This window comes from Streptomyces flavusporus (genome assembly GCF_046267975.1).
Lineage (GTDB): Bacteria > Actinomycetota > Actinomycetes > Streptomycetales > Streptomycetaceae > Streptomyces > Streptomyces flavusporus.
This window is the reverse complement of sequence record NZ_CP176503.1, coordinates 8,262,772-8,274,765: the sequence shown is the minus strand read 5'-3', so window position 1 is coordinate 8,274,765 and position 11,994 is coordinate 8,262,772. Positions and strand designations below refer to the sequence as shown.

Sequence of the window (11,994 nt, the reverse complement as noted above, 5' to 3'; positions counted from 1 at the left end):
CGGCCCGGTCAGCCCACGCCGGCGTTGAGGAAGATGCCGCCGTCCACGACGAGCGTCTGGCCGGTGATCCAGTCGGCCTGCGCCGAGGTGAGGAACGCGGCGGCGCCACCGATGTCGGAGGGCACGCCGAGCCGGCCCAGCGGGTAGGCCGCAGCGGCCTCCGCCTCGCGGCCCTCGTACAGGGCCTGCGCGAACTTGGTCTTCACGACGGCCGGGGCGATCGCGTTGACCCGCACCTTGGGCGCGAACTCGTGCGCCAGCTGCAGGGTCAGGTTGATCATCGCGGCCTTGCTGATGCCGTACGCGCCGATGAAGGGCGAGGCGGAGACACCGGCCACGGACGCGATGTTGACGATCGCGCCGCCGTTGTCCTTCTGCCAGGCGTGCCAGGTGCGCTGGGCGAACCCGAGGGCCGAGACGACATTGGTCTCGAACACCTTGCGCGCGACATCGAGGTCGAGGTCGGCGATCGGCCCGAACACCGGGTTCGTACCGGCGTTGTTGACCAGGTAGTCGACCCGCCCGAAGGCGTCCATCGTGCGCTCGACGGCGACGGCCTGGTGGTCGACGTCGTGGGCCTTGCCGGCCACGCCGATGACCCGGTCGGCGCCGAGCTGCTCGACGGCCTCCTTGAGGGCGTCCTCGTTGCGGCCGGTGATGCACACGCGGTCACCGCGTGCCACGAGCGCCTCGGCGACGCCGTAGCCGATGCCGCGGCTGGCGCCCGTGACGAGCGCGACCTTGCCCGAAAGCTCCGGGAGTTCCATGGAAGTGATCCCCTTTAGTCGAGCGGTCCGCCGGCCACGTACAGCACCTGGCCGGAAACGAAGCCGGCCGCGTCGCCCGTGAAGAAGGCGATGGCGTTGGCGATGTCCTCCGGCTCGCCGACACGCTGTACCGGGATCATGGCGGCGGCCGCGGTCTTGAAGTCCTCGAAGCCCATGCCGACGCGTTCGGCGGTGGCGGCGGTCATGTCGGTGGCGATGAAGCCGGGGGCGACGGCGTTGGCGGTGATGCCGAACTTGCCGAGCTCCTTGGCGAGGGTCTTGGTGAAGCCCTGCAGACCGGCCTTGGCGGCGGAGTAGTTGACCTGGCCGCGGTTGCCGAGGGCGGAGGACGAGGAGAGGTTGACGATCCGGCCGAAGCCGGCGTCGACCATGTGCTTCTGGCAGGCCCGGGACATCAGGAAGGCGCCGCGCAGGTGCACGTTCATGACGGTGTCCCACTCGGCGACGCTCATCTTGAACAGCAGGTTGTCGCGGAGCACACCTGCGTTGTTGACAAGGATCGACGGCGCGCCGAGCTCCTCGGCGATGCGCGCGACGGCCGCCTCGACCTGTGCCTCGTCGGAGACGTCGCAGCCGACCGCAATGGCCCGGCCGCCCGCCGCGGTGATCTTCTCCACGGTGTCCTTGCAGGCGGCCTCGTCGAGGTCGAGCACGGCGACCGCGCGGCCCTCGGCCGCCAGGCGTACGGCGGTGGCGGCGCCGATGCCGCGCGCGGCACCGGTGACGACTGCGACCCGCTGCTCAGTGGTGGACATTGCTGCTACTCCTCGCCCTTGGATGCGGCTCAGCGGCACACTCTTCGATGAGCGACCGCTTAGTACCTTCAGCAGACGTGACGCTAGAAGCCCTGGCACCCGGTGTCAACGGCCCATCGGGTGCATGTGATCCATCACCTCACCAGCAGGTCGAGCAAACGCTCCGTCTCGGCCGTCGGATCGGCGGTCAACCCGGTGTGCACCGGGCCGGGCTGCACGACCGTCGAGCGGGGTGCGATCAGCCAGCGGAAACGCCGGCCCGCGTCGTCGCCGGCCGCCTGCCCGGCCGCCTCCCCGCCGCCGCACACGCTCTCGACGGCACGCAGCGCGGCGCGTACGCCGGCCACGTCGGCCGCCGGGTCTAGGGCCAGCAGCCGCGCCTCGTCGAGATGCGTGCGGGCACCGACGTACCCCTTGGCACGGCAGTACACGAGCACCCCCGCGTTGATGCACTCGCCGCGCTCGACGCGCGGCACGACCCGCAGGAGGGCGTACTCGAAGACGTCCCGGCCGCCGCCCTGGCCGGCCCTGGTGATGTGGCGCTCGCTCACTTGACCCCCTGAACGTGTTCGTGGATGACGGCGGCGCGCGCGAGCAGTGATCGCGCGTAGGCCCGGCGCAGGTCGTCGGGCGTGTCGAAGCCGGGCTCGCCGGTCAGCCACGCGTCGGGAATCTCGGCGGTGACCTCGGCCAGCAGTTCCTCGGTGACGAGGGGCGCGAGAGCGGCGGCGGCCGCGGTGATGTCCGGGGCGAAGGAGCGCAGGGCGTGGTCGGAGGCGTCGTAGGGCCGCAGCGCGGAAGCTTCGGCGCCGGGCCAGTTGTGGTGCCAGATCATGGTCGCGCCGTGGTCGATGAGCCACGGCTCGCCGTGCCACATCAGCAGGTTGGGGTTGCGCCAGGAGCGGTCGACGTTGTTCACCAGCGCGTCGAACCAGACGATCCGCCCCGCTTCCTCGGGGCTCACTGCGAAGGCGAGGGGGTCGAAGCCGAGGGCGCCGGACAGGAAGTCCATGCCGAGGTTGGTGCCGCCGCTGGACTTCAGCAGCTCCTGCACCTCCTGGTCGGGTTCGCCCAGCCCCAGCAGCGGGTCGAGCTCGACCGTCACCAGGCGCGGCACCCTGAAGCCCAGCCGGCGGGCGAGTTCGCCGCAGACGACCTCCGCCACGAGTGTCTTGCGGCCCTGGCCGGCACCGGTGAACTTCATGACGTACGTCCCTAGGTCGTCGGCCTCGACGAGCCCGGGAAGCGAGCCGCCCTCACGAAGAGGTGTGATGTAGCGGGTTGCGGTGACTTCTCGCAGCATTTTCCCAGGCCGCCCAATGTCTCAACCTTGCAATCGACAGCGGAGGATGGCGAGAGCAAGACGAGAAGTCGGCCGCGATCAGCCCTGGGAAGAATCTGGGGAGTTTCGGCTGGCACCCTGATCCTCCTGTCTCCCCAGCAGTCCGTCGATGGCGGTGCGCCCTTTGCTTCCGGCCTCCGGCATGAAGTGAGCATAGTAACCGAGCGTGATGGCTGGCGAAGAATGCCCGAGCCGTCGCGCCAGAGTCACCACGGACTCCCCCGCCTCCAGCATGACCGAGGCATAGGTGTGCCGCAGCACGTGGAAGCCGTCCTTCGGCGCCGCCTCCCACTGCCACGGTTTCGCGTCCTTGGGGCGCGGCGGAATGATGCCGGCCTCGGCCAGCGCGGGTTTCCACGTGTACGTGTTCCACGTGTTCACCGCCACGGCGTTACCGAATCGCGTGTCGAGGAGAAGGGAGAACTTCCTCTGGGGCCGGTCCGCCCCGGCCTCTCCCAGGGAAGCTCCACCCCGACCGGCGGGAATGATTCGATGTGACGCTTCAACTCTTCGGCCACCGAGGAGGGCATGTCGACGGTGCGCGTCTTAGCGCCCTTCGGCAGGGCGAAGTACAGCTTCCCGCCTACCGCCTGGACTTGGCGGCGGACATGAAGGACACCGCGGGCATAGTCGATGTCTTCCGGGCTCAGCCCGAACACTTCTCCCTGACGCAGCCCGCAGCCCAGCCCGAGGACCACGGCTATCCGGTTTCGCGGGCTGGTCACGTCCCGAACACGGAGCGCCGTCTCCAGCGACCACGCCTCACGCCGCTCCTTCGAAGCCCTGGGCCACCGGACAGACTTTGCATGCATCGGGTTCCTGGCCAGCCGATTATCGTCTACTGCGGCTTCCAGAATGCTGGACAACTCCGACAGGATGCCCCGCCGGTAGTCGACCGAGGAGACGGTGGCTTCCAACTTGGCTATGCAGGAGCGCAGCTCAGACGCCGTGATGCTTTTGAGCGGGAGTTCACCCAGGTGCGGAACGATATGAAGCCGCGCTCTCCGCTCCCGGTTGTTCTGAGTCTTCGGAGCGCCCCCTGCGCCTGGTGCCCAGTGCATCGCGATGTAGTCGGCCAGAGTGATGGATCCATCACGCGGATCCACGAACTCGCCGCGCTCCTCGTCCGTGGCCGCCCGACGGAGCCACGCCTTGACATCCTCCAGGGTATCGAAGGAGCGGTCTCGGACCCCAGGGATACCGGCGACCTTGTACCTCTTGCCCTTGCCGTAGCGAGCGGTTCGCTCCCTCTTTCCCGTGATCGGGTCCTTCTTCTTCTTGATCCAGCGGTCTTCGATATAGCCGGGCAGGTGAGCCTCCTTGTCGAGGGGGAAACTTCGCTCTCTGCGGCGTCTGGCGCCTCAGACGCTGGTGGTACGGCTGATCCGTTGCTGCGGAGTCGCGCTCACCGGGTTCAGGGCGGTGTTGGAACGGGAGTCGGCCTGTTCCTGTTCACGGATCCAGGCATCGAGGGCTTCCCGCCTGTACATGACGCGACCGCGAGGCCCCATGCGGAAGCTCGGCGGCCCCTGCCACCGGTGCCGCCAGACGTAGAGCGTGTGTGGTGAGAGGCCGAGGTACTTGGCAGCGTCCTGCACGGTGAGGAACGCGGAGCGCATAGCGCCCGGAGAAACGGGCGCGGACGAAAGACATGCAACGGATTTGCGGGCACGAGAGAATCTCTTTGGGGTGACGACGGTTGCAGGTCGGGTGGGCGGAGAGCTGGCTCTCCGCCCACCCATGACGTTTCGCACACCTCGTCGACGGTCAGCTTTGCCCCAGGTCGTGCTGCTACTGCCATGACTCCACCCCGCTGTTTTCATGAGCGTCGAGGAGGAGCTGGGCAGCCATCTCGCAGCGAAAGAGGGCAGGGGGTATCGCAAATCGGCACATGGGGTGGGGTTCCTTGCGAAGAGGCGCGTAGAGCGACAGAGCGGAATCAGCAACGCCGGGGCCCCGCCAGTTCGGCGTGGCATCGCTGCCTTTCAGCGGACAAGCGTTGCGTTTCGGTGCAGCACCGGCCGTGAACCGCTCATTACCTCCCTACGTCTTTGCGGCACGGTCATGCTGTTCGCCACGGCTCCACCGCCAAGCACAGCCGGGTACGAACACCATCAATGCTCTGCACGATCCCCGGTTTCGGTAACCGGGGATCGTGGTCTATATTTCGCCCCGCCTTCGAGGGCTACGAGGCCAAGCGGTAAGACCTGAGCGCGGGGTGTGCGTCGTCATCGACCAGGACCAAGAGCCCGTCCTCGGTGAGCCGGCTGAGATTGCGAGTCACGACACGCTCGGGGGCACCGACAGCTCGGGCAATGCCACGGGTCTCAGCACCAGGGTGGGCCGCGACGTGCGCGAGAACCATCAGGTCCTGGCGGTATCCGCGCTGCACCAAGTCCTCACCGAAAAGCCCAGCCGCACATACGCAGAAGCACAGGGCGGTGGAGAGAGCGGCGTAGTCGGACGTCGTCTGGGCGGTCCATGCGTTCATGGCGCCGAGCGCCAGGAGGACCGGGGCGGTGAAGCGGACCGATCGAAGTGTGGACTTCGGCAGGTGGGCCTCCTTGGTAGGGACCATGGCGCGAGACAGGGGACGGAGACCGGCGCCGGAACAGCTGGCACCCTCACCGCTTGGAACGTCTCTGAACTGACCCTATGAGGGCCGGGCCCCCTTCCCTGCTCAGCCCGGCGATACCTATCGTCCGGGTATGTACGGGCTCAGGAAGGAGGCCCTCGATGTCTGTCTACGTCGGTATCGACGTGCACCGCAAGCGGTCACAGATCGCGGTGGTCGAGGACGACGGTGCGGTGCGGGCCAACCGCAACGTGCCCAACGGGGTCGAACCGGTCCTGTCGGTGATCGGGGATCTGCCGATCGGCGCCCCGGTCGCCTTCGAGGCCGCCTACGGCTGGGGCTGGCTGGTTCAGCTGCTGGAGGACTACGGCTTCGAGCCGCATCTGGTCCACCCGCTGCGCTGCAAGGCGATCGCCTCCGCGCGGCTGAAGAACGACAAGGTCGACGCGGCCACCCTGGCCCAGCTGCTGCGCGCCGATCTGCTGCCGGAGGCGTGGATCGCCCCGCTGGATGTGCGGCAGCAGCGCGCGTTGGTGCGGCACCGCTGCCAGCTGGTGCGGTTGCGCACCCTGCTGCGCAACCGGGTCCACGCCGTCCTGGCGGACTACGGCTGCGACCGTCCCGGCAGCTGTTTCACCGCTCCGGGCCGCATCTGGCTCGACAGCCTTGATCTGCCCGACGCCTCGCGCCGCGTGGTCGACGACCTCCTGGTCCTGATGGACGCCCTCAAGGAGCCGATCGACACGGTGGACCGGCAGCTGCTCGCCACCGCACGGGGCGACCCCCGCATCAAAGCGCTCACCCGGCTGCCGGGGGTGGGCGTACTCACCGCGCAGGTCATGGTCACCGAGATCGGTGACGTCACCCGCTTCCCCTCCGCCCGCAAGCTCGCCGCCTGGGCCGGACTGACCCCCACCGTCCGCGCCTCGGACCTGACCGTGCGGCACGGACACATCTCCAAGCAGGGCTCCAACTGGCTGCGATGGATCCTGTGCGAGGCCGCACAGAGCGCCAAGCGGTCCCCGCAGTTCGCCCCCGCCTACCAGCGCCTGGCCCGCCGCCGCGGCAAGAAGATCGCCACCACCGCGATCGCCCGAAAACTGCTCACCCACGCCTACCACCTGCTGCGCGCCGTCCCGGCCCGGCAGGACCACCGGGGGGCGCGATGACAGCAGCACACGACAACCGCCACAGGCGGTCGCAAACCCCCGGGCGAGCTCGCAAAACACCATGAGACGGCCCTGTGGCCGCGCTCGATGACCTGACTGAGCAACCCGGATCCCCGCACCATGGTCATGGCGCCGGCCTGCGGCCGGACGCCGAATGGGTGTGTGTGAGACCACTCCGCCGACCAGCCGGTACCGGGGATGACAACGACCGTTTCTGCCAACATCCGTGACGCTTCCTCGGCCTCCATTCTCGGCCGCCGCTCGTCGGCGTCCAGCTCGTTCGTCCTCGCCCCGCTCGTCCCTCGCGGGGCTCCGGGCGCTCCAACTGGACCCCTCCCACGCGGCGGCCCCCCACAAAGACCGCGAGGAAGGTCCGCAAGGAAAAACGCCCCGGCATCCCACCGAAAAGCCGCAGGCGGGGGCCGTCTACGCCCCCTTGACAGGCCCGGCCCTCATGGGTGGTGTTTTCCGGGGGGTGTACGTTGACATGATCTCCGGGAGTGGTTCCAGTCCCTTGGCGCTCTTTCTCGTCTGCCGTGGGCGAATCCAGTGAGGCCGTCGGTGAAGGCCGTCTATCCCGGTGGGAGAAGGGGGCCGGCGCCTTCGTCACGGAGCATCTGCGTCACCTCGTCGATCAGGGCCTGGTCATCACCGACGGGCCGAGTGGTCCTCACGTTCACAGCGGGCCCGTGCTCCGGGCCGAACACCGCTGCCGAGACCTGCACTTGGGTGCCGGTCTCGTCATATGAGGCATGCACCGAGCAAGCCGTGTGGCAGTCCCCTCGCAGTTCGCCGAGGACACCCCGCTCGATGCCCCCGGCTCCGGCGCCGTGAGGTTGCGGGTGCGGTACAGCAGGAGCCGACGGCGGCCAGGCGCACGGTCGGCATCGTCGATGTGCACGCAGTGCGTGAACAGAGACTTGTCCGTCAGCAGACCGAAGCGGTCGTAGACGTCGATGTAGGAGCGTCCCCGGTAGATTTCGCGCACCGTGGCGATTTTTACGGCGGACGGCTCTCCGTCAGCCTCGACGAACTGATCGACGAACCCTGGCTGTAGCGCTTGGATCAGGCCCAAGGACGGCACTGTCACGCTCCTCCCGCCTCCCAGGGGGACGTGCGTACCGTTCGGATGTCATCGTGACCAGTGTCCTCCGGCAGATCTTCCCCGTCGGCCCGAGAGGCATCTCCTGTACACGGAGGAGGAGTTCGGGCAGCTTTCGACGTTCGAGGCCGCGTTCCCGTTCCAGGAACTCGTTGAGACTTTCCAGGGTGGGCGGTGGCGCGCCCGGTGCCTCGCGGACGCACGCGCACAAGCGCTCGCCCAGGTCGGCATCGGGTACGCCGACGCACGCGACCTCGGCGATGGCGGGATGCGCACCGAGTTCCCGCTCCACTTCCGCGAGGCTGATGTTGTAGCCACCGCGTACGACGATCTGCTTGAGGCGGCCGAGCACATGCAACCGGCCGTGTTGGTCCAGCATTCCTCGGTCACCGGTGCGTACCCAGCCCGTCGCGGTCCGGTAGCGGGCGTCAAGGTCGGGACTCGCGACGTAGCACAGGGGGGTCATCGGCCCCTTGGCGTAGATCTCACCCGGTTGCCCCGGAGGCAGCGGGTTGGCGTGGGCACGGCTGTCGGTGGCGTGGAGATCGACGATGCGGATCTCCGCCACCGCGGGGTCGGGAAGTCCTGTGCCGGTGTATGGGGAGAGCCCGGTGGCAGCCGTGTGGCAGTTGACGCCGTCCGACGATCCGTACACGGTGATGACAGGGCGGCCGAGCCGGCGACGGCACGCGTCGGCGGTGGCGCGAGGGAGCGCCGCCCCGCTGGACACCACTGCTCGCAGGGACGTGAAGTCCTCGTCCGGCAGGGCCGGTTGGTCGGCCAGGCGGCGCAGCATGGTCGGCACCCCGAAGACATGCGTGGGACGCTCAGCGGTGATCATGCGCAGGGTCGCGGCCGGGTCGAAGGATTCCCGTACCAACAGTGTTCCTCCGAGAGCCGCGATCGTGACGGAAGTTCCGCAGGAGCCGAACGACGAGGCGAGAGGGACCAGGACGAGGTTGCGCATCGGGGCGTCGCCGCGGTGGAGCGCACGCAGGTAGTTGGCGCGGCCACCGGCCATCGCGTTGTGCGAGTAGGCGATCATCTTGGGTTCGGATTCCGAGCCGGAGGAAACCAGGATCCGGGCCGGCGCCTCGGGGTCTACAGGCCGGGGATGCCAGCCGCGCCTGGAAGGCGTGTCGAGCGACAGCGCGCCAGGGCGTCCCCGACCGAACGTGAACACGGCTTCCAGATGGGGAAGCCGACGTCTCAGCGCGGTGTCGAGAGGGTCCGTGAAAATGGCCCCTCGGGCGCGGGACCTGCCCAGCAGGCTCAGCGTGTCCCGGCTGCCGCGCCCGGGCGGGTACGCCAGCGCCACAGCGCCGATCGCCGCCACCGCGAGCTCGGCGACCACCGCATGGCGGCCGTTGGGCAGGCGGAGGGCGATGATGTCCCGCTCCCCCAGCCCCACTGCGGCGAGCACGGCGGCGACCCGCCGTACGTGGGCGTCGAGGGACGCGTAGTCCATCGACCCGGCCGGGTCGATGACGGCCTCCCGGCCGGGGTGCTGCCGGACGTGCTCACGGAAGAGCGTGTAGAGGTCCCGGTCCGGGCAGTGTCCCTGTGCGGCCCACGCGCGCCGATCGGCCGCGGGCACGAGGTCATGGATCTCGACGCCGTTGTTCGACACCCACGCCTCGCTCATGAGAACTCCCACGGGGCCAGGGGAAACACGTGTTCCCCGACCGACAGTGCTCTGCTGAAACGCGGGTCCCTGGCCAGCTGCCGAAGGTCGGCGCACACCTCGGTCGCGGTCAGGCCCGCCTCGGCGAGCCGCCGCGACCAGAACGCCGTGGGCAGATTGCGGAGCTGCGAGGTGATCTCGGTGATGCCGGCGCAGGCGCCGAGCCCCGTGGCTGCCGCCAAGTGCTCCGGCCGTTCGCGAGCCTCGCGGCCCAGGGCAAGGTAGCCGTCCTCCGTACGCAGCGGCCGGTCCAGCGCCGTCCACTCGGCGCGCCGGGCGGGACGGGGCAGCACGGTCGCGGCGGAGTACAGGGACGAGTCGACGCGTCCGCCGTGCCCGGTGCGGATCCGGGCGAGCAGCGCCGCCAGCACGCCCTGTGCGCACACCAGCCCTCCGAGTACGTCGGTGAGCGTCATCAGGGAGGGCGCCGGCGGTTCGTCCGCGGGGCGCAGTGCCGCGGCCAGCCCGCTGTGGGCCTGTACCAGGAAGTCTGTGCCGAGCGGCGACGAGGAACCGAGGCTGTCACCCCACCCAGAGGCCCAGGCGTAGATCAGACCGGGGCGTGTACGGCGTAGATCGTCGGCGTCCAGTCGCAGCTGCGCCGCTTTCCCCGGCGCCCAGTTGTGCAGGAAGACGTCCGCTCCGGATACCAGCTCATGGACGGTCCGGCGCCCTTCGGCCGTCGTGATGTCGGCCTCTGTGACGGACTTGCCCGCGTTGAGCGCGCTGAAGCGGGCCGAGCAACCGCCCGCGATCGGTGGGATGCCGCGCATGGGGTCGCCTCCGGGTGGCTCGATGCGCACAACGTCCGCACCGAGCATCCAAAGGATGTGTCCGGCCATCGGGCCTTGCACCCGCCGGGTTGATTCGATGACACGTATCCCGGCGAGTGGTCGATCCGATACCGGGCCGGCCTCCGCGCTCTTCCTCTGGCCGGGCAGGCCCGAAGAGCCCTGGTCCGGGAAGGGAGCCAGCGTCCAGGGCCGAGCGGGCGCCGGCGGTCCCGGGTCCTCCCTGACCGGCAGTACAGAGGCTCCCGCGCCATCGGCCGCCGCACGGACGGTCGTGAACGATGTCCGCCGTACCGTCTCGTGCAACTCGGGGGGCAGGGGGCATGTGGCGGTTGCGAAGCGCTCCTGGAACGGCCGCCATCCGCGCTTGGCAGCGGCGGGGTCGGCGCCCAGCCGTGTCCAGAAGCGCAGCCACCGCTGCGGATCCAGCGTTTCGAACTCGAAGCGCACCCCGTCCGCGGAGACGAACGTGGAGCTGCCGGGGACGGTGGGTTCCCGCCAGTCGTCGTCGGCGGTCGCGGCCCCGAGGTACTGCGCGAGGACGAGCAGCGCGGCCTGGCTGACCGAGGTACGGACTGAGGTCACCCGCACGCCTCTCGACCGGGCGATCCATGCGGCGAGGATCCCTTGCGCCGCCAGGACGCCCGCCGCCGCAGAGGCGTAGTCGACGGCGAGCGGAGCGGGGCGTCCGGCGGCCCGTCCATGGACGTGCATGATGCCGCAGGCCGCCTGCACGGCGCGCTCGTCGGACAGCGGGAGGTCGACGGGGCCTGCCCAGCTGATCTCGCACTCCAGCGGGCCGGCCCCGGAGCCGTCCATCAGGTCGTCGAGGTCGGCCGGCTCTGCCACGAGACCCAGCGATCGCGCGGCGACCTGCGCCCCCGTCGCAGACTCCACGAGGGACAGGGAACGCGTCACAGGGCTGCCTCCTCCGCTCCCGGGCGTCGGCCCTGTACCGAGTACATGACGCTGGACGCGGCACGGAAGGACGGATCCCGCAGCAGTGTCCGCACCTCGTCGAGCTGCTGCTCGGTCATGCCCGCGGCGATCAGCTCGTCCCGCAGGTGGTAGGTGTGGTGCACTGCGAGCCGGAGACCGGCCGATCCGGCGTGCCACGAGGTGATGTGCGGCCGGGGATCGATGGCGACGAGGCCCGCTGCGCGCAGGGCGGCCGGTACGTGCCGTCCCCACTGCGGATCGACGCCGGCGGCCCGCATCACGGCGCACTTGGCGCGGAGGAACGCACGGTACAGCTGCGCCGCGTGCGCGTCCGGGGCGAGCAGCAGCGGTTCGTAGGAAGTGTCGAACTCGTCGATCTGGAGCCAGCCGCCCGGCTTGAGGGCGGCCACCAGCTTGTCGAGTACGGCCTGCCGGTCCGGCAGGTGCCGGAGAACGAGACGAGCGACGATGAGGTCGAAGGCCGCCTCTGGCAGCGGATCAGTGGTCACGTCGTGTCGGAGCACGACCATCCCCGGCCGGTCGGTGATGTGGTGCGGTTTGATGTCGGTGGCCACCACCTCTCCGGTCGGGGCGACGCGGTCGGCGAGCCACCGCGCGACGGTCCCGCCGCCCGATCCAACCTCCAGGCACCGCCATCCCCTCGTGACACCGGTCTCGACCAGTCGTCCGAGGGTCAGCGGGTCGTACGCCTCGGCGAGGCATCTGTGCTGTTCCCGGCTGTGCGCGTTGTCGTTGTCGAAGACATAACCGGTCTCCGCGGCGTCGAAGACACAACCGGTCTCCGCGGCTCCCTCGGCATCCGCGGCCAGGGGCTGACGCACTGGTGAC

12 protein-coding genes are annotated in these 11,994 nt (G+C 69.4%); 1 reads left to right on the top strand and 11 read right to left on the bottom strand.

Going from position 1 to position 11,994, the window contains the following annotated elements; translation table 11 throughout:
* Positions 1-8: 8 nt before the first annotated feature.
* The 8 genes from ACKTSN_RS38980 to ACKTSN_RS38945 form a co-directional block, all read right to left on the bottom strand.
* On the bottom strand, positions 9-767 hold the full coding sequence (locus ACKTSN_RS38980; protein ID WP_385781693.1) for an SDR family oxidoreductase: 759 nt from the start codon (positions 765-767) through the stop codon (positions 9-11).
* 14 nt (positions 768-781) lie between these two features.
* Complete coding sequence (gene fabG / locus ACKTSN_RS38975) at positions 782-1,543, bottom strand: 3-oxoacyl-ACP reductase FabG (protein ID WP_409473373.1); 762 nt, start codon at positions 1,541-1,543, stop codon at positions 782-784.
* A gap of 134 nt (positions 1,544-1,677) precedes the next feature.
* Entirely contained in the window at positions 1,678-2,094 is a 417-nt protein-coding gene (locus tag ACKTSN_RS38970; protein WP_409473372.1) for a DUF3037 domain-containing protein, read from the bottom strand.
* The gene (locus ACKTSN_RS38965; protein ID WP_409473371.1) at positions 2,091-2,846 is read right to left on the bottom strand and encodes a HipA family kinase; all 756 of its coding nucleotides are present in this window, start codon (positions 2,844-2,846) and stop codon (positions 2,091-2,093) included. The genes ACKTSN_RS38970 and ACKTSN_RS38965 overlap by 4 nt, the downstream gene beginning before the upstream one ends.
* Positions 2,847-2,924: 78 nt before the next feature.
* On the bottom strand, positions 2,925-3,272 hold the full coding sequence (locus ACKTSN_RS38960; protein ID WP_409473370.1) for a tyrosine-type recombinase/integrase: 348 nt from the start codon (positions 3,270-3,272) through the stop codon (positions 2,925-2,927).
* A complete protein-coding gene (locus ACKTSN_RS38955; RefSeq protein ID WP_409473369.1) occupies positions 3,263-3,991 on the bottom strand; it encodes a site-specific integrase in 729 nt (242 codons plus the stop codon). Before ACKTSN_RS38955 ends, ACKTSN_RS38960 begins: the two co-directional genes overlap by 10 nt.
* Positions 3,992-4,246: 255 nt before the next feature.
* Positions 4,247-4,504 (bottom strand): helix-turn-helix transcriptional regulator, encoded by a 258-nt coding sequence (locus ACKTSN_RS38950; RefSeq protein WP_409473368.1) that lies wholly within the window; start codon positions 4,502-4,504, stop codon positions 4,247-4,249.
* Positions 4,505-5,070: 566 nt separating this feature from the next.
* Positions 5,071-5,463: a winged helix-turn-helix domain-containing protein gene (locus ACKTSN_RS38945; RefSeq protein WP_409473367.1), complete on the bottom strand. Its 393-nt coding sequence runs from the start codon at positions 5,461-5,463 to the stop codon at positions 5,071-5,073.
* Positions 5,464-5,621: 158 nt separating this feature from the next.
* Between ACKTSN_RS38945 and ACKTSN_RS38940 the strand changes: the two genes are divergently transcribed.
* Entirely contained in the window at positions 5,622-6,629 is a 1,008-nt protein-coding gene (locus ACKTSN_RS38940) for an IS110 family transposase (protein WP_409467772.1), read from the top strand.
* Positions 6,630-7,648: 1,019 nt separating this feature from the next.
* Here the strand turns inward: ACKTSN_RS38940 and ACKTSN_RS38935 are convergent.
* The 3 genes from ACKTSN_RS38935 to ACKTSN_RS38925 are packed head-to-tail and all read right to left on the bottom strand — an operon-like array spanning position 7,649 to position 11,987.
* Entirely contained in the window at positions 7,649-9,376 is a 1,728-nt protein-coding gene (locus ACKTSN_RS38935) for a class I adenylate-forming enzyme family protein (protein WP_409473366.1), read from the bottom strand.
* Positions 9,373-11,124, bottom strand: a complete 1,752-nt coding sequence (locus ACKTSN_RS38930) for a CoA transferase (RefSeq protein WP_409473365.1) — start codon at positions 11,122-11,124, stop codon at positions 9,373-9,375. The genes ACKTSN_RS38935 and ACKTSN_RS38930 overlap by 4 nt, the downstream gene beginning before the upstream one ends.
* Complete coding sequence (locus ACKTSN_RS38925; protein WP_409473364.1) at positions 11,121-11,987, bottom strand: methyltransferase; 867 nt, start codon at positions 11,985-11,987, stop codon at positions 11,121-11,123. Before ACKTSN_RS38925 ends, ACKTSN_RS38930 begins: the two co-directional genes overlap by 4 nt.
* Positions 11,988-11,994: the final 7 nt, after the last annotated feature.